General features: G+C 43.7%; 23 protein-coding genes. 9 read left to right on the top strand and 14 right to left on the bottom strand.

All coding sequences use genetic code 11. From position 1 onward, the window contains the following. Positions 1-2: 2 nt before the first annotated feature. Both FTU91_RS02745 and FTU91_RS02740 read left to right on the top strand, forming a co-directional pair. Complete coding sequence (locus tag FTU91_RS02745) at positions 3-1568, top strand: PAS domain-containing sensor histidine kinase (protein ID WP_180080845.1); 1566 nt, start codon at positions 3-5, stop codon at positions 1566-1568. A gap of 19 nt (positions 1569-1587) precedes the next feature. Beyond that, on the top strand, positions 1588-3000 hold the full coding sequence (locus FTU91_RS02740; protein WP_180080877.1) for a sigma-54 dependent transcriptional regulator: 1413 nt from the start codon (positions 1588-1590) through the stop codon (positions 2998-3000). A gap of 25 nt (positions 3001-3025) precedes the next feature. Here the strand turns inward: FTU91_RS02740 and FTU91_RS02735 are convergent, their stop codons facing one another. The 4 genes from FTU91_RS02735 to lptF all read right to left on the bottom strand — a co-directional run bounded on the left by FTU91_RS02735 (position 3026) and on the right by lptF (position 8073). Beyond that, complete coding sequence (locus FTU91_RS02735; protein ID WP_086195175.1) at positions 3026-4204, bottom strand: S41 family peptidase; 1179 nt, start codon at positions 4202-4204, stop codon at positions 3026-3028. Positions 4205-4230: 26 nt separating this feature from the next. Beyond that, positions 4231-5778, bottom strand: coding sequence for a 2,3-bisphosphoglycerate-independent phosphoglycerate mutase (gene gpmI / locus FTU91_RS02730; protein WP_180080843.1), 1548 nt, complete (start codon positions 5776-5778; stop codon positions 4231-4233). 122 nt (positions 5779-5900) lie between these two features. Then, positions 5901-6971 carry an LPS export ABC transporter permease LptG gene (lptG, locus tag FTU91_RS02725; RefSeq protein ID WP_180080841.1) on the bottom strand — a complete coding sequence of 357 codons (1071 nt, stop codon included), beginning with the start codon at positions 6969-6971 and terminating at the stop codon, positions 5901-5903. Between the two features lies 1 nt (position 6972). Continuing rightward, a complete protein-coding gene (gene lptF / locus FTU91_RS02720) occupies positions 6973-8073 on the bottom strand; it encodes an LPS export ABC transporter permease LptF (protein ID WP_166169605.1) in 1101 nt (366 codons plus the stop codon). A gap of 159 nt (positions 8074-8232) precedes the next feature. Here lptF and FTU91_RS02715 point away from each other — a divergent pair, with 159 nt between their 5' ends. Genes FTU91_RS02715 through FTU91_RS02705 form a run of 3 tightly spaced genes read left to right on the top strand, consistent with a single transcriptional unit; the run spans position 8233 to position 10742 of the window. Beyond that, a complete protein-coding gene (locus FTU91_RS02715) occupies positions 8233-9681 on the top strand; it encodes a leucyl aminopeptidase (protein WP_180080839.1) in 1449 nt (482 codons plus the stop codon). Then, on the top strand, positions 9674-10081 hold the full coding sequence (locus FTU91_RS02710) for a DNA polymerase III subunit chi (protein ID WP_086195170.1): 408 nt from the start codon (positions 9674-9676) through the stop codon (positions 10079-10081). Before FTU91_RS02715 ends, FTU91_RS02710 begins: the two co-directional genes overlap by 8 nt. Positions 10082-10106: 25 nt before the next feature. Continuing rightward, entirely contained in the window at positions 10107-10742 is a 636-nt protein-coding gene (locus FTU91_RS02705; RefSeq protein ID WP_349927960.1) for a hypothetical protein, read from the top strand. A gap of 130 nt (positions 10743-10872) precedes the next feature. Here the strand turns inward: FTU91_RS02705 and FTU91_RS02700 are convergent, their stop codons facing one another. The 7 genes from FTU91_RS02700 to glnK all read right to left on the bottom strand — a co-directional run bounded on the left by FTU91_RS02700 (position 10873) and on the right by glnK (position 17048). Next, positions 10873-11418 carry a VTT domain-containing protein gene (locus FTU91_RS02700; protein ID WP_180080835.1) on the bottom strand — a complete coding sequence of 182 codons (546 nt, stop codon included), beginning with the start codon at positions 11416-11418 and terminating at the stop codon, positions 10873-10875. Between the two features lie 112 nt (positions 11419-11530). Further along, complete coding sequence (locus tag FTU91_RS02695) at positions 11531-12190, bottom strand: riboflavin synthase (RefSeq protein ID WP_180080833.1); 660 nt, start codon at positions 12188-12190, stop codon at positions 11531-11533. A 27-nt stretch (positions 12191-12217) separates the two neighbouring features. After that, positions 12218-13510 (bottom strand): DNA adenine methylase, encoded by a 1293-nt coding sequence (locus tag FTU91_RS02690; protein ID WP_166169613.1) that lies wholly within the window; start codon positions 13508-13510, stop codon positions 12218-12220. Beyond that, positions 13507-14610, bottom strand: coding sequence for a bifunctional diaminohydroxyphosphoribosylaminopyrimidine deaminase/5-amino-6-(5-phosphoribosylamino)uracil reductase RibD (gene ribD, locus FTU91_RS02685; RefSeq protein WP_180042633.1), 1104 nt, complete (start codon positions 14608-14610; stop codon positions 13507-13509). The genes FTU91_RS02690 and ribD overlap by 4 nt, the downstream gene beginning before the upstream one ends. A 37-nt stretch (positions 14611-14647) precedes the next feature. Then, positions 14648-15106 carry a transcriptional regulator NrdR gene (gene nrdR / locus FTU91_RS02680; RefSeq protein WP_086174158.1) on the bottom strand — a complete coding sequence of 153 codons (459 nt, stop codon included), beginning with the start codon at positions 15104-15106 and terminating at the stop codon, positions 14648-14650. Between the two features lie 138 nt (positions 15107-15244). After that, a complete protein-coding gene (locus FTU91_RS02675) occupies positions 15245-16651 on the bottom strand; it encodes an ammonium transporter (protein WP_180080831.1) in 1407 nt (468 codons plus the stop codon). Positions 16652-16709: 58 nt separating this feature from the next. After that, a complete protein-coding gene (gene glnK / locus FTU91_RS02670; RefSeq protein WP_086174160.1) occupies positions 16710-17048 on the bottom strand; it encodes a P-II family nitrogen regulator in 339 nt (112 codons plus the stop codon). A gap of 279 nt (positions 17049-17327) precedes the next feature. Here glnK and FTU91_RS02665 point away from each other — a divergent pair, with 279 nt between their 5' ends. Then, positions 17328-17555 (top strand): accessory factor UbiK family protein, encoded by a 228-nt coding sequence (locus tag FTU91_RS02665; RefSeq protein ID WP_180080829.1) that lies wholly within the window; start codon positions 17328-17330, stop codon positions 17553-17555. Positions 17556-17623: 68 nt separating this feature from the next. Then, a complete protein-coding gene (locus FTU91_RS02660) occupies positions 17624-19111 on the top strand; it encodes a YifB family Mg chelatase-like AAA ATPase (RefSeq protein WP_180080827.1) in 1488 nt (495 codons plus the stop codon). 286 nt (positions 19112-19397) lie between these two features. On the opposite strand, the gene FTU91_RS02655 is transcribed toward FTU91_RS02660, so the two are convergent. Beyond that, on the bottom strand, positions 19398-20159 hold the full coding sequence (locus FTU91_RS02655) for a TorF family putative porin (RefSeq protein ID WP_180080825.1): 762 nt from the start codon (positions 20157-20159) through the stop codon (positions 19398-19400). Positions 20160-21528: 1369 nt separating this feature from the next. Between FTU91_RS02655 and FTU91_RS02650 the strand changes: the two genes are divergently transcribed. Next, positions 21529-22863 (top strand): OprD family outer membrane porin, encoded by a 1335-nt coding sequence (locus tag FTU91_RS02650; protein WP_180080823.1) that lies wholly within the window; start codon positions 21529-21531, stop codon positions 22861-22863. An 87-nt stretch (positions 22864-22950) separates the two neighbouring features. Here FTU91_RS02650 and ppa read toward each other — a convergent pair whose 3' ends face one another. Continuing rightward, positions 22951-23487 (bottom strand): inorganic diphosphatase, encoded by a 537-nt coding sequence (ppa, locus tag FTU91_RS02645; RefSeq protein WP_005233448.1) that lies wholly within the window; start codon positions 23485-23487, stop codon positions 22951-22953. Between the two features lie 125 nt (positions 23488-23612). Then, positions 23613-24014 carry an MAPEG family protein gene (locus tag FTU91_RS02640; RefSeq protein WP_180080821.1) on the bottom strand — a complete coding sequence of 134 codons (402 nt, stop codon included), beginning with the start codon at positions 24012-24014 and terminating at the stop codon, positions 23613-23615. A gap of 105 nt (positions 24015-24119) precedes the next feature. Between FTU91_RS02640 and FTU91_RS02635 the strand changes: the two genes are divergently transcribed. Beyond that, positions 24120-24500, top strand: a complete 381-nt coding sequence (locus tag FTU91_RS02635) for a hypothetical protein (protein WP_180080819.1) — start codon at positions 24120-24122, stop codon at positions 24498-24500.

Below are 24500 nucleotides of genomic sequence, written 5' to 3'. Positions count from 1 at the left end.
GCATGACGCAAAATAGCTATACTTTAGAGTTTAACCAATATCATTTAGGTATTTGGTATAGCACCTATAGACTCATTATTGCGACCAGTCTTCTGCTGATTTTCTTACTCACGTCTCAGCGCTTAAACTCAGATTATCACTATCCGCAGCTTTATCTTTACGTGCTAATCGGCTACGTATCGGCAAGTTTTATCCAGTTAATCATACTCAAAAGCATACGCTTTAAAACTGCCCAGCAACTCCCGCTGTTATTTGTTGTCGATGTCATTGCTTTAAGCTTGCTCACCCTCGCGGTAGATGGCCCGAACCTGCAATTGAGTTTGCTGTTTGTGATTACCATCTTCGCAGCATCTTTATTACTCGATGCCCAAAAGGCTTTGATCATTACCCTGATTGCCGTGATCAGTGTGATTTATCAGCTTTTTTTAGGCAGTATTTTTGATTTTTCTTCACTGAATAATATTGGCAACAGTGCGATATTGGCTTTTTTGTTTTTAGTGGTGTATGGCAGTGGGCAAATTGCAGTAAAACGCTTTCAACTGCTTGAAAATTTAAATTTTTCGCAGTCTTTGGAGTTAAACCGGCTGCAAAACCTGAATCGCTATATTCTGGAACAGATCGAACTGGGGTATCTGGTTTTAGATGAAAACTGTCATATTGTGCTGAGCAATCCTGCTGCCTGCCTGCTTTTAGGCATTCCTCCGCTCTATGCCTATGACAAATATCCCTTATACAAGGCTCAGCCGGATTTATTTGAATTGCTTAAATTTGATCAACTGCGGGATGGGGAAAAATTTCAGTTTGAGTCACAGCTTAGCCATTATCATATGCATATTGAAGTGCAAAAACTCATGGTGCCACAACAAACCCTGACATTGTTGGTATTGCAGGATGCCACCAAACTCAATCAACGTGTACAACAATTAAAACTCGCGGCACTCGGGCAACTGTCCGCCAGTATTGCTCATGAAATTCGCAATCCTTTAGCCGCGATTGTTCAGGCTAATGAACTTTTGAGTGATAGCGACCCGCATCAACAGGCGGCCTTAAGCCGGATGATTTCCAAGCAGACACAGCGTATTGACCGAATTATACAAGACACGCTGAATATGGTGCGCAATAAAGAAACCCACCCCTCAACCATTGAGTTGAAACAGTTTATTCCTCTACTGATTCTGGAAGATTTGGCTGATATTGCGCCCCAAATTAAATATACTGTTCAAGGTAATATTTTTGTGCATTTTGACGAGGCACAACTTCGTCAAGTGCTGATTAACCTGATTCGCAATGCCATTCGACATAATGCACCCGAGCATTCACATATCGAGTTGAATGTTTACTTACATGACAACAATGTGCGTATTGATGTTCGTGATTTTGGCGCGGGCGTTGCATCCAAGGATTTGGCTTATTTATTTCAACCTTTTTTTAGTACCGAAATCACAGGAACAGGTTTAGGATTGTACTTATCACATAGTTTTTGTGAAGCCAATCAGGCAAAACTGAACTATGTAAAACAAGAACAGGGAGCATGCTTTCGGATAGAATGCCTGCAAGTTGCTTTATAAATGAAAATTGCTGGGGTGTATTGTGGAACAACAACCACTTGTCTTATTGGTGGATGATGAGGAAGATTTGTGTACCCTCATGCAAATGTCGTTATCTCGTATTGGAATTAAAACCCATATTGCCTATCGTCTGGAACAGGCCAAAAAATTCTTGTCCGAATACCGCTATGATGCCTGTCTAACCGATTTAAATTTACCGGACGGCAATGGACTGCAACTGGTGGAATGGATTAACCAGCACTTTCCATCCGTACCCGTGGCGGTACTGACGGCATATGGCAATATGGAAATTGCCATCGCAGCACTCAAAGCCGGTGCCTTCGATTTTGTCAGCAAACCCGTGAATCAGAAGCATCTGGAGCAGCTCCTGCAAAAAGCCTTTAACAAACCACAAGAACATTTGCAGATCAAGGAAGATAGCCTGGAGCAAAAACTGTTAATTGGACAGTCACTGCCAATTCAACAGTTACGGGTGACCTTAAATAAAATTGCCCGCTCTCAGGCACCTGTTTTTATTACCGGTGAATCCGGAACGGGAAAAGAAGTCATTGCCAATCTGGTGCATCGCCTCAGTAACCGTAATGAAGGTCCTTTTATTGCCATTAACTGCGGCGCCATTCCGACTGAATTGATGGAAAGCGAACTGTTCGGGCATAAAAAAGGCAGCTTTACCGGCGCTACACAAGACAAACAGGGTCTAATTCAGTCTGCCCACGGCGGCAGTCTGTTTCTGGATGAAATTGCCGAACTGCCTTTAAACATGCAGGTTAAACTGCTGCGTGCCGTACAGGAAAAACGGATTCGTCCAGTCGGCTCAGATGGTGAAATTGATGTCGATTTCCGGGTGATTAGTGCCAGCCACCAGGATCTGGAAGCCCTGGTTCAGCAAGGCCGCTTTAGACAGGACTTGTTTTTCCGTATCCATGTCATGGATCTGGTCTTGCCTCCACTGCGTGACCGCGGTGACGATATTATTTTATTGGCGCATCACTTTATTCAGAAAATTAGTCAGGAATGGGATATTCCGCAAAAACAGCTGACTGATCGTGCGAAAAGCTTTTTACTGAGTCAGTATTATCCCGGCAATGTCCGCGAACTGCGCAATATTATTGAACGCGCCATTACCTTAAGCGATGATGAAAGAATCGATTTGCAACACCTGCAAAGCGCACCTTTACGCTACCCTACTGTAGCAGTGCCAGAGGTAACGGAAGACCCGCACAGCTTGCGCAGTGACATCGTGATGTCTTCCAAGAAATTACCCGATGAAGGTTTGGAGCTTTATCTGGAAAATATTGAAAAAGATATTTTACTCAATGCATTAAATTTAACCCATTGGAACAGAACACTGGCTGCCAAGAAACTGGGCATGTCTTTCCGTTCCTTGCGTTATCGACTGAAAAAATTTGGTTTAGATACCGACGAGGACTAGACCATTTTTTAAGGATCAGGCCGTTTTATTTATGAGTTAAAATGATCTCTGCAACATGTTCTAGATAGTTTTCTTCTTTCATTTCATGTTGCAGATAGTGTTGATTGGGCTGAATACCTACCCCTTCAATCATCTGCCCTTTAGGAGTGTAGTAATGCGATACCGTCATCTGTAAAGCTGCACCGTTGGAAAGTGGGAACAGTTTTTGTACCACCCCTTTTCCGTAACTCTTATCCCCGATCACCCAGGCACGGCCATGATCTTTCATCGCGGCAGTAAAGACTTCAGCGGCAGAGGCAGAACGGTTATTGATTAAAATACCCAACTTTAAATTCTGAAACTCAAAACTGGGCAGGGCCTGAAACTGCTGGTCGCCTTCGGAACGGCTTTTGGTTGAAACAATGATTCCCTGGTTCAAAAACAGATCAGCCGATTCAACCGCAGCGGACAACAATCCGCCAGGGTTATTTCTTAAATCCAATAACACCGTTTTCAAGCGTGAAGAAGAATACTCTTCAATCAAGCGTTTGATTTCATTGGCTGTATCTTGCTGAAACACCCTGACCTTGATCACCAGCACCTGATTATGCAATAAGGTTGCCTGAATATCGGTTTCTATTTTTTTATTACGAACTAAAATCAACGGCTTGCTATTTTGTGCCAGCTGTAAGCTTAAGGTCGAACCAATCGAACCATTCAGCAAGCTATTCACCTGATCATGATTGAATTTTTTCAGTTCCTGGTCATCAATCTTGAATACACTGACCCCATTGCGCAAACCTTGCTTGGTTGAATCTGCATTTTCCTTTAAGCCTTGAATGACCCATTGATGCAATTGCGGATCATAGGTCAGTTCAAAGTCGACAGAGGCGATATCCCCTTCAGTGTATTGTAATAACTGCTTATATTCTTCTGGACTTAAATAACGGGAATAACGATCGAGTCCACTGACCAGACCTTTAATCGCCTGTTGAAATAAGGCTTCATCATTTTTTTCATCGACATAATTTTCTTTGACAATGCTATAAATCTGCACGAACTGCTGAATCGATTCCACCGGAACTTCAGCATAGTTCTGTTCAGCTTCATCATCAAAATCTAAAACAGGCTGGCCCTTGCCTTTTACCGCAGCAAAAGCGGAATGGCTCACACACATGAATAACGTTGTTAAAATGACAACCTTTTTCCAGCGCTGTAAAGCCATCCATCCACCTGTTTATACGAAATTTTTTATGATTTTAAAGTAATCAAATTACGACCTTTCATTTCTTCAGGTACAGGAATTTGCATGAGGTTCAACAATGTCGGTGCGACATCTGCAAGTACACCACCTTCAGCAATGGTTGCAGAAGTTGGGCCGACATAAATAAACGGAACCAGTTCAGTGGTATGTTGAGTATGGACCTGACCACTTCGGTAGTCCTGCATTTGCTCTACATTACCATGATCGGCGGTGATCAGCATATGACCTTTTTGTGCCATCACCGCTTCATAGACACGACCGAGGCATGTATCTACTGCTTCCACTGCTTTCACTGCGGCATCGAATACACCGGTATGCCCCACCATATCACCATTGGCATAGTTCACAACCAATAAGTCATATTCACCCGAATTAATCGCAGCAACCAGTTCATCAGTCACCTCGAAAGCACTCATTTCCGGTTTCAGGTCATAAGTGGCAACGCTTGGAGATGGAATCAAAATGCGTTTTTCACCTGGATATTCATCTTCACGACCACCACTGAAGAAGAAAGTCACATGGGCATATTTTTCTGTTTCGGCAATACGCAGCTGTGTTTTACCCAGACTTGATAAATACTCGCCAATCGAGTTTTTCAGCGCTTCAGGCATGTAGGCCACAGGTGCATCAATGGTCGCCTGGTAACGGGTCAACATCACAAATTTAGACAGGTTTGGAACCACTTTACGTTCAAAACCAGCAAAATCTTTTTCGACAAAGGCCTTGGTGATTTCACGCGCACGGTCGGCACGGAAGTTCATAAACACTACACTGTCGCCATCCTGAATTTTCGCCACATCACCGATACGGGTGGCTTTGACAAATTCATCGCTTTCTTCAGCTGCATAAGCCTGTTCCAGACCTTCAACGGCTGTTGCAGCGGTACGTACTGCTTCACCTTCAGTCAGCAGACGGTAGGCCTGTTCTACACGATCCCAACGGTTGTCACGGTCCATGGCAAAGTAACGGCCGATCAGGGTGGCGATACGGCCTTGACCCGGATATTGGGCAAACAATGCATCGAGTTTTTCTAGAGATGGCTGTGCACTTTTAGGCGGTGTATCACGACCGTCCAGGAAAGCATGCAGATAAACGTTTGCACCACGTTTCAGTGCCAGTTCAGCCATGGCTACAATATGGTCTTCATGCGAATGCACGCCACCTTGCGACAACAAGCCCATAATATGGACTGCGCCATTCGCAGCTTTGGCTTTTTCAACGGCATCGACCAGCACTTCGTGCTCAAAAAAAGCACCGCTACGGATGTCTTTGGTAATGCGAGTGAAATCCTGATACAGCACTCGACCTGCACCCAGGTTCATATGACCCACTTCAGAGTTGCCCATTTGACCATCAGGCAGGCCGACATCTTCACCTGAACCTGAAATCAAACCATGTGGATGCTTTTGTTGCATAGCCGTTAAGTTAGGTCGTTTTGCTGCCAGGAAAGCATTGTCTTCGACCGCTTCGCGATGACCCACACCATCCATAATTACCAATACGTGAGGGATTTTGCCAGCAGTTGCATCCGTCATAATGAACACTCTTTTGTTTACAATTTCATCGTCATATCTTACCGAATTTTCGGTCAAGACTCTATGTGCAGATCATGACTAAAGCTGATCATGCACATTCTTTTTATCACTGTCGGAGCAGTTTAACGTGCACGGCGCAGCAAATAACCACCGACCAGCAGCATCAGCACAATCGGCACAAACACGAACCAGGCTGGTGATGGTGAATAGACCAGACTGGCATAGCCCAGAAAGTCCTGCAGATAGAAGAATCCCAAGCCAATAAACAAGGCAATGACCAGACGGAAACCCATCGACTGTTGACGTAAGGGACCAAAAATAAAGGAACAGGCAATGAGCACCAAGGCAATCAAGGCAAATGGCGAACCGACTTTTTGCCAGAATGCCAGCTGGTAGGTTTTCGGAATCTGGCTATATTCACGCATATAGCTCATAAAACTTACCAGTTGACTTGGAGATAAATCCTCAGGGTCAATGGTGACCATATGCACATATTTCGGTTGCAGGGCTAAAGCCAGCGGTAGCTGTGCGCTCTGTAGCAGAGTAGAATTGCCTTGTGGCAGAATATCCATCTGGGTTGCCTGCTGCAGCTTCCAGTCACCATCTTTAATGAACTGGCCCTGTTCTGCATTCAGTACACCTTTCAGATAATAATTGTCATCAAAGTCGACCACCTGAACACGCTGAAGCTGGCCTTGTGCATTGGCATAATCAATATAAATAAAACGCTGGCCTTCACGGGTCCAGTAGCCCCTCACCTCACCCAATGCACTGGCGCTACGGTGATCTTTGACACTTTTGGCCTGTTCATTGGTATACGGAATCACCCATTCACTTAAGACAAAGGATAACACCACCAGAATCAGCGCTGAACGAATCACCCAGCCCACAATACGCCACAGGCTGATGCCCACCGAGCGCATCACCACCAGCTCACTATTGGAAGCCAGAGTACCTAAACCCAGCACCGCCCCAATCAGGGCAGAGATCGGCAAAATCTCATAGAGATAACGCGGTGCACCCCATAATACATAGAGAAATGCCTGCCAAGCCCCATAGTTTTCGTTCAGCGAACCCAATTCACCCAAATAGGTGAACAGCACCTGTAAAACAGAGAGCACTGCGGTTGCACCCAGCATGGCAAGTGCCGTGGTTTTGGTCACATGTTTGGCGACTATTCGACGTGCTAACATTTTAAGACCTCACCTGCTGAATTCGTTTCTTGATTTTGGGTGCCAGTTTCTGTTTCCGGGAAAACAGTGCTGCGGCAACAGCATAGGCCAGCAACACCAAAGGATAGGCCCAGATGCCCATTTCATCTTTACTGATGCGCGTTTTGACCGCCATCAGAGCCACAATCAGACTGGCAAAAATCAGTAAGGCCGGGAACAGTTTTAAATAACGTCCCTGACGTGGGCTTACTTCACACAGTGCAATCGCCAGCATTAAGGCAACCACAATGGAAAAGGGTACGAAGAGACGCCAGCCCAATTCACTCACAACGACAGGATCATTGCGGTTGTTCCAAAGTTTGGCAATTGGTAAGGCTTCCACTTCAGCACTTTCAAATTTTGCTTCTTGATCACTTTCTAAACGTAAACGATAAGATTGAAACTCTGCTTGTGTATATTTCGGTGTTCCCGGGAAAATTTCATAACGGCGCCCTTCTACCAAATCCACAATACTGGCCGTTTCATTAGCCACTTCTACACGGGTGGCTTCCTTCGCCAAAATCATGACATCAGGTTTGCCCGGTTTTTCAGCACGCTGATAGAAAAACACATCTTTTAAATTATGACGATCTTCCGACAAATCCCCTGCATAAATGGTATAGGGACCAGAGGAAATAAACTCTTTGGGGCGGACCAAATCGAAACCGGTTCTCACCGCCTGATTGGTGATCAGTTCTTCAAAGTGACGTAGTCCCCAAGGGGACATCCACACCATCAATACTGTTTGAACCGCAAGAAAAACCACAGTCAGTGGAATCAGCAAACGTCCCAACTGATTACGGCTGATGCCACTACCATTCATGACTGCCATCTCATGATCGACGTAGAGACGGCCAAACACCAGCATCAGACCAATGAAAAAGCCGAGCGGAAGAATTAATGTTAAAAATTCTGGCAGTCGATAACCAATAATGCTAAACAAAATACTGGTATCTAAACGACCTTGTGCCGCCACACCAAAAAACTTGATCAGCCGACCACCCATCATGATTAAGGTCAATAAAGCAATGACCACCAGGGAGGTAGACAGCACTTGCTTGACCAGATAACGCCGAATAATCAAATTAATTCTTCCCAAAAAAGAAACAAATAAAACTAGCGCTAGTTTACCCGAATGGTGAAAATATAAAACCTATACTGTTGTTGCGCATTGAAACCCTATTCATAGAAATGTTTCAATGGTTTAATGATTTGCAATCTTTCCAAGGCATGAATACAGCACATGAAACTGACCATTAATACGTCATTCCAAGAGAATGCATCTAGCCCATGTTTATTGATATTAGTAGATTCCGAACAGCTGCAAAAGGCCTCGACCACTTATCAAATCAATGATTTAAATAGTTTAGTCGAAGCTGCACAATTCAAGGCGAGTCTATGCGAATCTTTAACCCTGATCGGCAAAGTGGCTGCCTGTACCAATACCACGCTGATTGGCCTAGATAAAGCAGCTGAAATTCAGCCGACCAAATTAGCAAAAATCGCACAAAATATTATCAAAGAGTCACAAAAAAAATTCAAACAGATCAGTATTGATATTTCTGCCCTAGCCCCTGAACAGCATTATTTATTTGCACTGGCGCTGACTCAGGCCAGTTATGCATTTGATGAGTACAAATCGAAGAAAAATGAATTTATCCTTGAAGAAATTCATCTGATTGCCGAAAACAGCACATTAAACCCGCAACAATTATCTTTGATTCATGCAGTGCAATCCGGTCAAAATTTGGCCCGTGATTTAGGCAATCGCCCAGGTAATATCTGTTTCCCTGAATATTTAGCCGAACAGGCCCAAGCCTTGGCAGCACAATATCCGGACTTGCTGAAAGTCACTGTGATTAATGAACAGCAAATGGCAGACTTGGGCATGAATGCCTTCCTGGCGGTGAGCAAAGGTTCAAACCGTCCAGGTCGTGTGATTACCCTCGAATATAAAGCCCATACCGAACAGGCACCTGTGGTACTGGTCGGTAAAGGCGTAACCTTTGATACCGGCGGCATTTCACTCAAACCGGGTCTGGGCATGGATGAGATGAAATTTGACATGTGCGGCGCAGCATCCGTTCTCGGCACCATCCGTGCCCTGTGTGAATCTAAACTGCCAATTCATGTGGTCGGTGCCATTGCCGCTGCTGAAAACATGCCTTCAGGTCATGCCACCCGTCCAGGTGATATCGTGACCACCATGAGTGGACAAACGGTGGAAATTTTAAATACCGATGCAGAAGGCCGTTTGGTGCTATGCGACACCCTGACATACATCAAGCGTTTCAATCCGGCGCTGGTGATTGATATTGCAACCTTGACCGGTGCCTGCGTGGTGGCCTTGGGTTCAGTGTTGTCAGGTTTATTTACCCCGGATGACGAATTGGCTGCTGAAATTACCGCTGCAGGCCAGGCTTCATTTGACCGGGTATGGCGCATGCCGGTGATTGAAGACTATCAGGAACAGTTGGATTCACCATTTGCCGATATTGCCAATATTGGTGGACCGAAAGCCGGTTCTGTGACGGCTGCTTGTTTCTTGCAACGCTTTACCCGTGAATACCGCTGGGCGCATCTGGATGTTGCCGGTACAGCTTGGAACTCAGGTACAGCCAAAAGTGCAACCGGTCGTCCTGTACCATTACTGGTTCAGTTCCTGGCCAATCGTGCGCAGTCAAATGGCTAAAGTCAGCTTTTACCTGTTTGAAAAAAGCAATGAACGGCAAGTGCAAAGCACTTGCCGTTTGTGCCGCAAGATTCTGAAACAGCCGGCACAGATCTGGTTATATTGCGAAAATACCGACTTGCAGCAGCAGCTTGATGAACAGTTGTGGAGTTTTGATCCTGGCAGTTTTATTCCGCATGGCATTGATCAGGAACAGGCTAGCATTTGCATTTCATCCCGCCTGCCGCAAGAGTCTGACTGGATTGTGTTTAATTTTAACAATCAAGCCCTTGAACAGATTGATAAATTTAGTCACATTATAGAAATCATCGAAAATAATGAATCGGCAAAACAACTGGGTCGTGAAAAATTTAAACAATATCGACGCTTAGGTATTGAGCCTCGAACGTTCAAGCTTTAACCGATCAATGGAAATAAGGAGAGATGTGGTGGCATTAAATGTCGGTCAAGATTTTAAACAGCGCTGGTTAAACGTACCTGAGGCTGTTCGTCAGGCATTTATTGATGACCTACACCGCGTCTGCAATGTCCTCAAACCTGAAACCAATATTCAGAAGTGGCTAGAAAAAGACAAAGAAGCCCAGCAGCAATCTTATGAAAAGATTGAACATGCCTATGCCGAACGTAAGGCCCAGCTGATTGAAGAAGCGCGCTTGCGCAAGCAACGTGCACTGGAACAGTCGCTGGAAAATAAGCGTGCCGAACAGGCGGCTTATGCACGGGCATTACAGCTAGACGAAGAAAGACAATTTGCCGAGCAGGTTCATACCTTGGCTTTTATACGTCAAAATATAGAGCATGAAACGCAAACCTATACTGCACGTTATCACAAGAACCCTGCGGGCCCGGCCTTGAATTTTGCCAAGGGCATGTTCTCTATTGCTGACCATGAAATATTATCGGAGCTGGAAAGCCTGCGTTTGCGTCTGGAATTGGAAGCTGAAACGCTGATTGAGCAAGCGGTGACTGTATTTCGCGCCAAGTTGCATCAAGCCAGTCAGGAAGAAATTGACTATATTTTAAAGAACTCTAATTTATCTTCGGAAAAACCTGGCACTTGAGTTTCAGCATGGCGACTTCAGGTATTTTTTAAATATTGTTGCCATGACAAAAAAAAGTCCATTTCGGTGGACTTTTTTTTGAGCCAATCATGTGAAATGCTGCTGGAATCTAAATCCCAAGCATCCTAAATTAAAACAGGTTCACTGCTAGACCCAGTATATTCCCGGCACCGTAGCCTATACTCAATAATACCGCAATCCAGATTAAACCACCGGCCACGTTATACAGCATAAAACTCAAGAGATTCATGTGCCCTGCCCCAGCAGCAAAGGGCGCAAATGAACGTACAAATGGAACAAAGCGAGCCATCAGAATGGTTTTACCGCCATGCTTGGTAAAATAATGGTTGGTTTTTACGATATAGGTCGGTTTTAAGTAGCGTGAATGTTCATGGAAAAACTTAAACCCCAAAATCTGCCCAGTATAATAATTGACAATATAACCCAGTACCGCAGCACTAAACAGCAACAGCCCCATGGTATTTAAATGGATCACATCTGTGGTTGAGCAGAGGGCACCAATCGCAATCAGCAGGCTGTCTCCCGGCAAGAAGAACATAAATACGGAACCGGTTTCTGCAAAGATAATCAGAAATAAAATGGCATAGATCCACAAACCATACTGATCCAGCAAAGTAGGTAACCATTGTTCAATATGCATTAGAAAATCAAGCATCTTCAGCTACTCACTTTAACCACATTATTTTCATAACTTATTAAAAATAAAAACAAAAAACAAAAAAAACAGCCTGACTTTTCAATCAGACTGTTTTCTATTCTAAGATGTTTTATTTCAAGAAGCCATTTTCTGCTAAAAATGCCATGCTTAATTTGGATTGCTCTTTGACTTCAGCAGCTTTATCCCCCAGCATTAAACGCTCGATATAACGCGCTAAAACATCGACTTCCAAATTCACTTTGGCGCCGGTTTTCCAGGTGCCAATATTGGTTCGTTCTGCCGTATGCGGAATCAGGTTCAGACTGATAATATTGCCACGCAGGTGGTTAATGGTCAGACTAATGCCATCTACCGTGACCGAGCCTTTTTCTGCCAGATATTTGGCAATTTCAGCCGGAGCCGTTACCTCATAATAAATGGAACGGGCATCTTCACGTACCAGCGTGATTTCACCCACTGCATCGACATGACCACTGACAATATGTCCACCAAAACGGGTGGTTGGCAACATGGCTTTTTCCACATTAACCGGCTGACCGACTTTCCAGGTACCTAAAGTAGTTCGATTCAGACTTTCACGTGAAACGTCAGCAGCATACCAGTTTTCGCCCCATTCAATCACAGTCAGGCAGATCCCGTTGGTGGCAATCGAATCGCCCAAATGCACATCAGACATGTCGAGGTCGGTGCCAATACGCAGACGCACATCACCACCCACATTTTGCAAGCTTTCTACTTTACCTAGACTTTCAATAATGCCTGTAAACATAACTTTTTCTCTAATTCTGTCGTTGTTTTACCACAATGCCAGTTGCGTACTTACACCGGTCGTATCCACACCGCCAAGCTCAGCAAAATGATACAGCTGACCCAAGAGTTGACGTAATGGCGGACCCGATTTGGCATGGGTATCGGTGATGACAATAAATTCTAGCACACGTGCGCGTTCTGACTGGCGCTGCTTGCTCACCCGGTAACGCGGTACATCTTGGGTCAGCAAGGTGACGCGACCACGCTTCAAGTTAGCCTGCAGCAAATCGCCCGCTTCAATATTACCATCGGTCGAATAGCTGGTCAGAATATAACGTGCATTAATGGTTGCCAATAATTTTTCATAGGCTTCTTTGGCATGCTTGGAAGAATTGTACTGGCTCGGACGTTCTTTACGCCATGCCCGGTCAATCCCGCTTTTAAAGCCTTTGGTGTCTGGACTCGGCAAATCTACCTGATCCCACAGCGTCAAGGCATTTAGCACATGATAGTTACTGCTATAGGCATGCTGGTTATACGGTGGGTCCAGATAAGCGATATCGACTTCAAAATGACTCATCTGGTTGGCCAGATGCTGGGCATCAACACACCACATTTCCGCGGCCGGTTTTTTCGGGTCGCCGATTTCACAGAAACGGCTTGGGGTCAGCCAAAGTAAGGATTCAATCCGTTCCAGAGCCGTTTGGGTTTTACCACCCCAGCCATGGTGGAAACTTTTAAATACCCCAGAAGTATTACTGACGAAACTGGCGGAATACAGCAAGGGAGCCAGTAATGCCGACATTTCCACATCATCAATCGCACCTTGTGCCTGCCAGGTGGCAATCTGCTGGCGGATGGCATCAATACGCATGCCATTACGGCGTTTAAAGAACAGACGGTCGCGGGTCGGATCATAAATTTCGTCATTGCGCGGACACAGGTTATGCGTCACCCAGCCTTTGACTTCCGGCAAACGGTTCAGATAATCAATCGCTTTTTGATAACCCCCCAGCTCTTTAAATGCTGGTGCTTCGACACAGGACAAAATCGCGCTATTTAACGCATGGCTGTAGGGTTCCCAGTCATTGGCAATGACCCGATAGCCATTTTGTCGCGCCAGACGCGAAACCACGCCGGAACCGGCAAAAAAGTCAGCAAAAATTGGCGCACGACCATTATGATTATTTAAGGTTCCCGTACTCTCAAGCGCTTCCAAAATCAGATGCAGTAACCGGCGTTTATTGCCTAAATACGGAACAAGCTGGTTGAAAAGGTATTCATCTGTAGTACGTGCTGAATGACGACGTTTATGATAAACCGAAGACTCTGAATTCATACTGTCTCTTGAGAAGGGATTAACCTTAAGCGCACATCATTCCCGACTTGAACCAGGTCGATGAGCTTAAATCGAAGTTGCTCTGCCATACGGTCGAATTCCGCATTAAACATCGCACGAGCGGTTTGACCTAAAAAGGTCGGTGCAACATAGCTGATCATTTCATCCACCAGCTGTGCCTGTAAAAAGGCCGTGGATAATGTTGCCCCTGCTTCCACCAGCACATCATAAACCTGATGTTGGGTAGATAAGGTCTGTAGCAAGTCTTTTAAAGGCTGTACTGGCAATTGTAGCACGCCCAAATCGGCCAGTTCCTGACGAAACGGTCCCATCACCATGAGCGTTTCGGGCTGCTGCAGTATTTTTGCAGTCAGCGGCAAACGTCCCTGGCGATCCAGTACCAGACGTTTGGGCTGCACAATCGTACTGATATCTGCAATGCCATTCAGCTGACGCACATTCAGCTGGCAGTCATCGGCAAGTACCGTTTCAATGCCAGTAATCACCACACCGGAAATGGCACGCCAGTGCTGTACATCCTGACGGGCCTCGCTTCCGGTAATCCATTTCGATTCACCCGATGCCATGGCGGTTCGACCATCCAGGCTGGAAGCGACTTTTAAACGCACATAAGGCATGCCAGTGGCCATGGTTTTTAAAAAACCCAGATTGAGTTTTTCTGCTTCTTGTTCGCAAATACCAACACTGACGTCAATACCGGCATCTTTTAAAATCTGCACGCCTTTACCCGCCACTAAGGGATTCGGGTCCGGACAGGCCACAATCACTTTTGCAATTCCAGCTTCGACCAGACCTTTGGCACACGGCGGTGTACGGCCATAATGCGCACACGGCTCCAAAGTGACATAAGCTGTTGCGCCTTTGGCTTGCTCACCGGCCTGACGCATGGCAAATACTTCTGCATGCGGTTGTCCGGCCTTCGGATGGAAGCCCTCACCGACCAGTTGACCATTTTTGACGATAACACAGCCGACATTAGGATTGGGTTTAGTGGAATATTGTCCAAGTCGTGCCAATTCGATTGCACGCTGCATCCAGAGCTGATCTGGCTGAATGGAATCTTGTTTTAACTCGGACATTGCATGACTCTTGGAAAATATAATTTTAGTGTTCGATTTAGTGTTCGCGCTGCTGCATCTGTTCAATTTGACGACGGAAGGCTTCAACATCCTGAAAGTCTTGATAGACTGAAGCAAAACGGACATACGCGACATGATCAAGGGCAAATAAAGCCTGCATCACAATTTCGCCAATAGTACGGGATTTTACATCGCGCTCACCTAAACGACGAATTTGCAACTGGATATCGCTGAGTACGGTTTCAATCTGTTCCTGGGTCACCGGCCTTTTTTGCAGAGCATGCATCAGGGAACGACGCATTTTTGCTTCGTCAAACGGTTCACTCTTACCATCAGATTTAATCACCCGGGGCATCACCACTTCATAGGTTTCAAAGGTGGTAAAACGTTCTCCGCAGCTGATACATTCACGACGTCGGCGAATCTGGCAACCTTCAGCAGCCAAACGCGAATCGATCACTTTACTATCTGCAGCGTTGCAAAATGGACAGTGCATAGCGGTTTAATTGAACAAATCAAATCGGATTCAGAGTGTAGCAAAAATTCTGCCCTTTGTAGAGACTTACGCAAGATATGGAAAAAAAACAGCCCTGACGGGCTGTTTTACACAATATATTGATTTTGGGTTTTTATATTATTCTACACGTTCGCCATGTTGACTCAGGTCCAGACCCATACGTTCGTCATCACTCGCAACACGGATACCGATGACCAGATCAATCACTTTCAGAATGATAAAGGTCAATACTGCAGAGTAAGCAATGGTTGCCAGTACACCTTCAAGTTGCACCCATAATTGATGCATCATGTCTGTCGGCACTTTATCGCCCATAATGAATTCACTGGCAAATACCGCAGTCAGGATTGCACCGACAATACCACCTACACCATGCAGACCAAAGGCATCCAGAGAGTCATCCGCTTTCAGTGCACGTTTAAGCGCTGTAATACCCCAGAAGCACACCACACCACCGATCAAACCCATCGCCAATGCACCGCCTACAGTCACGAAACCTGCTGCCGGCGTAATGACCACCAAACCTGCAACTGCGCCAGATGCACCACCCAATACAGAAGCTTTACCACGAATCACTTTTTCAGTGATCAACCAGGCAATGGCTGCTGCCGCTGCTGCAACTTGGGTTACGATCAATGCATAACCTGCTGAACCGTTTGCGCCGAGTGCAGAACCGCCATTGAAACCAAACCAGCCGACCCATACCAGGCTTGCACCAATTACGGTTAAAGTCAGGTTATGCGGAGCCATCGATTCACGGCCCAGACCCATACGTTTACCCAGCATGTAAGCAGCAACCAGACCTGCAACACCCGAGTTGATATGAACCACCGTACCACCAGCAAAGTCGAGTGCGCCATCATTCGCTAACCAGCCGCCGCCCCATACCCAGTGGGTAATTGGCGCGTAAACCACGATGCTCCAAATGGTAATGAAGGCAACGAAAGCTCCAAATTTCATACGTTCTGCAATCGAACCTGTAATAATGGCTACAGTAATGATGGCAAATGTCATTTGGAAAATGACAAACAGAATTTCTGGAATCGTTCCGGTTAAGGCATCTGTGGTAATGCCGGATAGCATGATTTTATCCAGGTTACCAATAAAAGCATTGCCACTGCCAAAGGCCAGGGTATAACCAATCACCACCCAGGTAATACTGACAACGGCTGCCGCAACAAAGCTATGTGCCATGGTGCCCAGTACGTTTTTCTTACGAACCATACCGCCGTAAAATAATGCGAGTCCCGGAATGGTCATCAATAAAACCAGAGCTGTAGACACTAAAATCCATGACGTGTCACCTGTATCTAATTTTGGTTCTTCTTCGGCAGGTGCTGCTGGTTCAGCTGGAGCAGGGGCTGCAGCCAATTCGGAATTTGTTGTTAAAGATGGATCAGTAGTTTCAGTGACTACTACATTTTCAGAAGGAGTGGATGCTGCTGTTAGCGCTTCTTCAGCCCATGCAACAGAACCACCTAAAAGTGCGCCAGATAAACTCAGCGCAATAAGCATTTTTTTCATTCGTATCCCCCAACCTAGTTTTGTGAGTTATTAGCTACTCAGCAAACTTCATGCCAAATTAAACAGCATCTGCACCTGTTTCACCGGTACGGATACGGATGACTTGTTCTAAATTAGTAACGAAAATTTTACCGTCACCAATTTTTCCTGTACTTGCTACACGGGTAATCGATTCAATGACCGAATCTACCATTTCATCGCTAATGGCGATTTCAATTTTTACTTTAGGCAAAAAATCAACAACATATTCTGCACCACGGTAAAGTTCAGTATGACCTTTTTGACGACCAAAGCCTTTGACTTCAGTTACGGTGATCCCTTGAACACCAATGTCAGAGAGTGCTTCACGCACATCATCCAATTTAAAGGGTTTTACAATTGCAGTTACGAGCTTCATGTTTGTTTTCCTTCGGCTTCTTTCACCAGTAAGGTTTTATGTTCAAATTCCGTGCCAAAAATTCTAAGGTTGGGGGAAATAGAAACTTTGACACGAGTTTTCTTTATAACCTATTTTATCCTTTTACATGTAGTCTGAATTCCAGAAACTAGACATTTTTACTATAAAATTAACGATTTTAAACATCGGATAAAGCTATATCCGGTCGAGTGGGACTATGGTCCAAGTAGCAGCAATGTTACACTAACGCCACTTCTCCATCCTTATATGGGTACTGCAATGATTGAAACCTTATTACAAGCCATAATGGAACAGCTCGATCAACCGAAAAAAGATGTTGAGCATAATTTACGCGCCTTACTGAATGAAGCAGTCAGCAAGATGGATCTGGTTTCCAAAGAAGAAATTGAACGTCAACGTACTGCATTAAATCATGCCAACCTGCGCTTGAATGAACTGCTTAAACAGGTTGAAGCTTTAGAAATTAAAATCAAGAACAATAAATAAGCACTTGTTTAGTGCATAAAAAGACCAAAAACGATTAAAAATAACGCACCATAATGGAACAATAATAAATGTCTTTTGCTAAAATTTACACTCGAGGTCTGCTTGGACTTCATGCACCTTTAATTGAAGTGGAAGTTCATGTCAGTCAGGGCTTGCCTTCTTTAACCATTGTCGGGCTGCCTGAAGCAGCAGTTCGGGAAAGTAAAGACCGGGTACGTTCTGCCATTATTAATAGTGGTTTCCAATTCCCCACCAAACGTCTCACCATCAATTTAGCGCCTGCAGACTTACCCAAAGATGGCTCGCGCCTGGATTTACCCATTGCTTTGGGGATTTTAATCGCTTCAGGCCAACTACCTGAAAATGCGACAGATCAGCTGGAATTTATTGGTGAACTGGCCCTGGATGGTCAACTTCGTCCCATCAGCGGTATTTTAAGCATTGCCATTGCCTGCCAGCAGTCTGGACATCAACTGATTCTGCCGCAGCAGAATGCCCAAGATGCTTCGCAACTGCCCAATTTTGAAGTATTTGCTGCCCACCATCTAAAAGATGTCTGTGAACATTTATCCAGACAACATCCGCTTCAGCAATATCAAGCCCCTAGCAGCAATCCAATCAATCAGTACAAATTTGATTTAGTCGATATCAAAGGTCAATTGCGCCCGCGACGGGCTTTGGAAATTGCTGCCGCTGGTGGACATTCACTATTGTTTAAAGGCCCGCCCGGTACAGGAAAAACACTGTTGGCTTCACGGCTGGCCAGCATTTTGCCCCCTCTGGACATGCAGGAGAATCTGGAAGTAGCCAGTATTTACTCGATTGCCAATAGCTCACATCCCTTTGGGCAGCGCCCTTTTCGTGCGCCACATCATACCGCTTCCGCAATTGCCTTGGTGGGAGGGGGTTCACATCCCAAACCGGGGGAAATTACGCTGGCTCATTTGGGCGTATTATTTTTAGATGAGCTACCTGAATTTGATCGCAAGGTCTTGGAAGTATTAAGACAGCCGCTCGAATCCAAGGAAATAGTGATTTCCCGTGCCTCCAGGCAAATTACCTTCCCGGCCAACTTTCAACTCATTGCCGCAATGAATCCCTGCCCTTGTGGTTATGCTTTTAATCAGGATATCCGCTGTCAATGTTCCCCAGATGCAATTAAACGTTATCAAAACCGGATTTCAGGCCCCCTCCTGGACCGGATTGACCTGCATATCGATGTGCCGCCTTTACAAGCCCATGAATTACAGGCAACTACACCAGTTGAAAACTCACACACGGTTCGGGAACGGGTAATTCAAGCCTATAATTTACAAATCCAGCGACAACAATGCCTGAATCATGCTTTAAGTCCCAAACAGCTGGAACAGTTTGCCTGCCTTGATACGCAGGCACAGAAAATTATGGAAATGGCCCAGCAACGCTTAAACCTGTCTGCCCGGGCTTATCATCGGGTATTACGTGTGGCGCGAAGCATTGCCGATTTAACCCAACATACTGACATTCAAAGCCAGCATTTAACTGAAGCGCTGTCCTATCGGGCACAACAGGGTTAATACTAGATGCGAAACTTTATTCTGCCATCCTGAAAGTCTTGTCGATGCCATACAGATGGGCTAAATGATTAAACAGACATTTAAAGGTCAGCCCGGTTCAAATGATAGCGAATACCTGATTGCCAATACCTTGGCTAGCTTTTTTTACCTGGATAGTCATAACACGGCATCAATTCAGTGCTGATCCGCGCTGCATTTTCTGCAACAGCCTGCACATCAGATCCTGACCTATAAAAAAACCTCCAAAGTCATGCTTTGGAGGTTTTTTAATGCTTTGAAATTACAATTAGAATGTTTTGGTAAGGGTAAATACCGCACCGGTATCCACCGCACGTTCTGCGACATCCGATAAACCATTAGTATCAATATTGGTGCCTACAGCTGCCAGTTCAGCACTGGCACCTGAAATGGATTTAAAGCCATACGTTACCCCCACTTTCCAGTCTACATAATTATCATCACCATTAAAGGTATATTTGTCTTCATCTACAACGGTATAGCCTACAGCGCCGACCCCACCAAAACCTGATGAACCAAATGGAACTGAATAACCCACATTCACATTCCAGCTGTCTGCATCTGCACCGGCATAGTCATTGGTATAATTGAGATTGGTTAAAATGCTATCGCCTTCTGCAATCACACTTTTGAAGCCTAATTTGCCATATAATTCTGCCCAGTTCAGATCGCTGGCACTTGGATAATTATAGTACACCACCCCAACATCTACTGTCGGTTTGCTGCTGAAAGCTTCAAGCGTGGTGGCATAGCCAAGCGATGGATCTAGTTCCAGGCTAGGTGTGCCGCTGCCAAAATTCACATTGGAACCCCACAAGCCAAAATATAACCCTGAAGTATGAGCTAGCGTGAATCCTGCTTGTACGGCTGGATCATTTTCCGTTTGAGTCACACCACGGAAACGATAGTCTGTAGTGACGGCTGCACTACCACTAAAAGACAGGCCAAAAGGTAAGGCAGGAGCATCTGCAGCAAATACAGCACCTGACATAGTAGCTAAAGTGGTCACAGCAAATAATTTTTTAAGCATTTTATAGATCCCCGACAGATTTTTATGGATTCAAGAGATATCAGCAATTGCTATGCCAGTTTAAAAAACAACACAGTAATTTTTAGCCCGCAAATCACCAATAATATATTAATATATTGATATTTATAAATTTATTATTTAAAAATAAAAACAAAACCTAGTCATTTTTCGAGCTTTACCAGATTGATAGCTTTCTCTCTTTTAGATGGTCTGCATGCTAATACGGCTTAAATATTTATTTACAACCTGCCTTATTTTGAGACTGTTTTTTCCGGTAGAGCTAAAAATGCCTAGAAAAAGTGCACAAAAAATATTCACTGTACGCTTGTTTATGCATCTCTCTCCTTCTCTGGCTAAAATCGGCCAGTTAAAACCCCAATCCACCGGCTCAAAAATCTGGATCAAAATCAGCTGCTACCTTCTCAAGTTTTAATCAAACAATATTGGCCATGTTTGACTTACTGACATATTAAGCATGCATCGCAGTAAATGTCGGGAGCATGAGCAGCTCCTGCAAAGTTCTGTTTAAAACCTTCATCTTGATCTGCACACGATTATTCAAAAGTCCTGACATAGACTGGACAATAGCTGCGGAACCAAGGATGAATCAGCTTTTATGTACCTATGCCCTACTGATAGCTAAAAAAGATCATTATTTTTATCTCACTGCCCACATTTTATGCACAAAAGCATCGCATGGACTTTTTTGCTGATAATCAGACCGTATTTTCGACTCATATAAATCAGGAACTTATTGCGCGAAAAATAATACAATTTTATCTGGACCTAGCAGAATTTATTCCGACTATGGAATGATTAATATTTTACCCAATGATAAACTGAACAACAATAATTAAAAATTTATCTATAATTTTTGGTCAATTTTTTGATCATTTTAAAGCATATTTATTGAACAAAAAAAATCGACATGTAAGCCTAATTTTTTGACCAGAATGTCTAATTACTTCAGCCAAAAGTCAGCTGATTTTGCTACTTTTTTAAAAATTAAATCATTATAAAGAGGTGTTTCTGCTGATATCACTGGTTGATAAAAGCCATGTTTTAGGCCTGATATCAAAATTTAGGATGCTAAAATAGCATTTTTCAAAACCACAACTCCCTATCAATTTTTAATGAGGCATCGGCATTAGCCCAGAATTTATTTAGAGTTAAAATATCATATTGTTTTGTAAAAAAATTTACACAAATAATAATTTTTTAATATTTTGTTAACCAAAAGGTATAATTTACATTTGAATACGTTATAACTTTAATTAAATAAAATGTATTAAAAAAAGCTTTTTTTGCGATACATTACGTATACAATTCTGCCAATTTCTTCTCCCATTTTGTATAAGGCTCTCTCCCAATGCAAAAAGCTAAAAAACTTACCTTAGCAGTTTTAATTCAAGCTGCCTTAATTTCAACTGTATATGCTAGCGAGCAAAGCGAATCGAAAGGCTTTGTTGAAGATGCAGAAGGTTCTGTATTGTTCCGTACAGGCTATTTAAGCCGTGACAAAAAAAATGGCGTAGATGACACAAGCTCTTTTGCTCAAACAGCAATTGTGAACCTGGATTCCGGCTACACTCAAGGCCTGATCGGTTTTGGTGTGGGTGTCGTGGGTGATGCTTCATTTAAATTGGGCGAAAATAAACATGCCGGTAATGGCATGATTCCACGTGAAACTGGCCTAAACAGTCAAGGTCAACTCACTAAAGGTGCAGGTGATACTTATGATCACTGGACCCGTGGTGGTGCCAATGTAAAAGCACGTGTATCTAATACTGATGTACGTTATGGTACTCAAGTTTTAGACTTGCCTGTATTAGCCAGCAATACAGCCCGTTTAGTTCCTGAATATTTCGACGGCTTCCTTGTAACAAGCCGTGAAATTAAAGGTCTGGAACTAACCGCAGGTAAATTCACTAAAAACCAGTATTCAGACCAGATCAATTCAGATGGTAATGAACTAGACCGTGCTGTGGTATGGGGTGCTAAATATAAAGTGAATGATGCTTTAAATACTGCATACTACGGTGTAGACATTAAAGATAAATTAGAACGCCATTATGCCAATGTAAACTTTAAGCAAAGTCTTGCCAACAACAGTTCACTCACTTATGACTTCAGTGGCTATCATACTGAATGGGATCGTGGTGCCAATAGCAACTTATATTCATTCATTGGTCCAGCTGATGGTAATTACCAAAACTCAATTTGGGCAGTTTCTGGTACTTATAACAAAGGTCCGCATAATGTCATGTTGGCTTACCAGCAAAACTCAGGCAATACTGGTTATGACTATGGTTTAGGTCGAGGTGTGGGTGATGGTCATCAAACCATTTACATGCCAAACTCTTATCTGTCAGACTTTATTGGTAATGACGAAAAATCAGCGCAAATTCAATATACTTATGACTTTGGTGCAATGAATGTTCCTGGTTTAACCTGGACATCAGCGTTCGTTTACGGTTGGGATATCAAAGCAACTGATAATAAAGGAACAATGATCAGTGACAATGCTCAAGAACGCGAGTTCTTTAACCAGGTGAAATATACTGTTCAAAGTGGTTTTGCTAAAGATGCTAGCCTTCGCCTACGTAATTCTTACTACCGTGCAAGCAATGATTATCAAAGTAATTACATTGGTGATACCAATGAATGGCGTATTTTCCTTGATATTCCTGTGAAATTATTTTAATTCACAGTAAGTTCAAGAGATAAAAAAACCTGCACAATGTGCAGGTTTTTTTATCTAAGCCTTTCAGGCTAAATTCGAAACAAACAATTATTTGTTTGCTTCTGCATAAGCTGCAATTGAGCTAAGCACTTCCTGTTTAGCAACATCAGCACCTTCCCAACCACTTAACTTCACCCATTTTCCTGGCTCTAAGTCTTTGTAGTGCTGGAAAAAATGTTCAATTTGGCTGATTAAAAGCGGAGGAAGATCGGTATATTCCTGAACGTCTTTATAGATCGGTGTTAATTTGTCGTGCGGTACTGCAACCAGTTTCGCATCAACACCACCATCATCTTCCATGTTCAATTTACCTACAGGACGGCAACGAATCACTGAACCTGGTTCAACCGGGTGTGGAGTCACAACCAATACGTCAAGTGGGTCACCATCAAGTGACAATGTGTTTGGCACATAACCGTAGTTTGCCGGGTAGAACATTGCAGTACCCATGAAACGGTCTACAAATAATGCATCAGAATCTTTGTCGATTTCATATTTGATTGGTGCTGCATTTGCAGGAATTTCAATAATTACATAGATGTCGTTTGGTGCATCTTTACCCGCTGGGATATTGCTGTAGCTCATAGCATCACTCTTTAACAAGTTAAATCTTTTTTAAACCGCGACGATTATAACGGTTTTTGCGTATTAAATAACTTTTCGATTATACATCTGCTGGGTGAAAATATGTATTTCCACCTTCTCAGGCCTCATGTGGTTAATTTAATCACCAGTAGCAACAGGCAAATTGGGCAAAGTAAGGATAAGGTCCAGATAATGGAACGCAAAGTGGCCCAATTGGCTAAATAGCAGATGCCGTAGAAAATACGGAGTACAATATAGGCAATACCAAAAGTCATGATTACGGTTTGAGAAATCACCATATATTCTGCCATTAAAATGGAAGCAATAAATAAGGGTAAACTTTCAAAACTGTTTTGTTGTACCGCATTGGCACGGGCGGCCAAACCAGTAGTTTTAGCCAGAAATTCACGCGGGTTCTGGTTATCTCGTGCTTTAAAACCTGCTGTTTTTTTTGCAATTGCAGTAAAAACATAGGGCAATAAACATGCGATTAAGATGAGATAGATTATTCCGCTAATGCTTTGCATCTCACTTTTCTCATTAAAATTTTATGCTGCCTATCATAGCATGGTGTTTTCGCAATATTTTTTGTAAATTATAGCGTTTTTATAAATGAGCAATAAGGATCCATAATGATCAATCCTGATCAAGAAAAAATGTTTGATGTACTCGAAAAGCAGCGCCAGCATCAACTTAAAGTGGATCGGGTATTCAAAGTCGTATTGCCTATTACGGGATTTTTACTTTCAGTCGTGTGTGCCAATTTTAATAGGCTTTCCCTTATTTTTACCATTGTTATTTCAATTCTCGCGCTTTGGATGGTGGGAATTAAACGTCAGGCCCTTTGGATATGGACCACAGTCGTTGCATTCTACTGTTTGCTTGATAACTTATATAGCTTTGGTGCATTTGATTTACAGCGATACATCTATCAATTCGGTAGCATCACGACCTTTCTATGGATTACCGGGATAGCACGTCCCTATATTGATCGATGGATGCTGAAAGATTAA

Origin of the sequence: Acinetobacter sp. YH12201 (assembly GCF_013418145.1) — a bacterium.
Lineage (GTDB): Bacteria > Pseudomonadota > Gammaproteobacteria > Pseudomonadales > Moraxellaceae > Acinetobacter.
Note: the sequence above shows the minus strand (reverse complement) of the source record. Positions and strands in the feature narration are given on the sequence as shown.

Excerpts from the sequence above, each read along its gene's own strand:
- FTU91_RS02735 (WP_086195175.1), bottom strand. The coding sequence starts at position 4,204 with ATGGCTTTACAGCGCTGGAAAAAGGTTGTCATTTTAACAACGTTATTC.
- FTU91_RS02660 (WP_180080827.1), top strand. The coding sequence starts at position 17,624 with ATGTCTTTTGCTAAAATTTACACTCGAGGTCTGCTTGGACTTCATGCA.
- ppa (WP_005233448.1), bottom strand. The coding sequence starts at position 23,487 with ATGAGCTACAGCAATATCCCAGCGGGTAAAGATGCACCAAACGACATC.
- FTU91_RS02635 (WP_180080819.1), top strand. The coding sequence starts at position 24,120 with ATGATCAATCCTGATCAAGAAAAAATGTTTGATGTACTCGAAAAGCAG.
- glnK (WP_086174160.1), bottom strand. The coding sequence starts at position 17,048 with ATGAAGCTCGTAACTGCAATTGTAAAACCCTTTAAATTGGATGATGTG.
- FTU91_RS02690 (WP_166169613.1), bottom strand. The coding sequence starts at position 13,510 with ATGAATTCAGAGTCTTCGGTTTATCATAAACGTCGTCATTCAGCACGT.
- FTU91_RS02715 (WP_180080839.1), top strand. The coding sequence starts at position 8,233 with ATGAAACTGACCATTAATACGTCATTCCAAGAGAATGCATCTAGCCCA.
- nrdR (WP_086174158.1), bottom strand. The coding sequence starts at position 15,106 with ATGCACTGTCCATTTTGCAACGCTGCAGATAGTAAAGTGATCGATTCG.
- FTU91_RS02700 (WP_180080835.1), bottom strand. The coding sequence starts at position 11,418 with ATGCTTGATTTTCTAATGCATATTGAACAATGGTTACCTACTTTGCTG.
- FTU91_RS02665 (WP_180080829.1), top strand. The coding sequence starts at position 17,328 with ATGATTGAAACCTTATTACAAGCCATAATGGAACAGCTCGATCAACCG.
- FTU91_RS02710 (WP_086195170.1), top strand. The coding sequence starts at position 9,674 with ATGGCTAAAGTCAGCTTTTACCTGTTTGAAAAAAGCAATGAACGGCAA.
- lptG (WP_180080841.1), bottom strand. The coding sequence starts at position 6,971 with ATGTTAGCACGTCGAATAGTCGCCAAACATGTGACCAAAACCACGGCA.
- ribD (WP_180042633.1), bottom strand. The coding sequence starts at position 14,610 with ATGTCCGAGTTAAAACAAGATTCCATTCAGCCAGATCAGCTCTGGATG.
- gpmI (WP_180080843.1), bottom strand. The coding sequence starts at position 5,778 with ATGACGGATGCAACTGCTGGCAAAATCCCTCACGTATTGGTAATTATG.
- FTU91_RS02695 (WP_180080833.1), bottom strand. The coding sequence starts at position 12,190 with ATGTTTACAGGCATTATTGAAAGTCTAGGTAAAGTAGAAAGCTTGCAA.
- FTU91_RS02745 (WP_180080845.1), top strand. The coding sequence starts at position 3 with ATGACGCAAAATAGCTATACTTTAGAGTTTAACCAATATCATTTAGGT.
- FTU91_RS02655 (WP_180080825.1), bottom strand. The coding sequence starts at position 20,159 with ATGCTTAAAAAATTATTTGCTGTGACCACTTTAGCTACTATGTCAGGT.
- FTU91_RS02640 (WP_180080821.1), bottom strand. The coding sequence starts at position 24,014 with ATGCAAAGCATTAGCGGAATAATCTATCTCATCTTAATCGCATGTTTA.
- FTU91_RS02650 (WP_180080823.1), top strand. The coding sequence starts at position 21,529 with ATGCAAAAAGCTAAAAAACTTACCTTAGCAGTTTTAATTCAAGCTGCC.
- FTU91_RS02675 (WP_180080831.1), bottom strand. The coding sequence starts at position 16,651 with ATGAAAAAAATGCTTATTGCGCTGAGTTTATCTGGCGCACTTTTAGGT.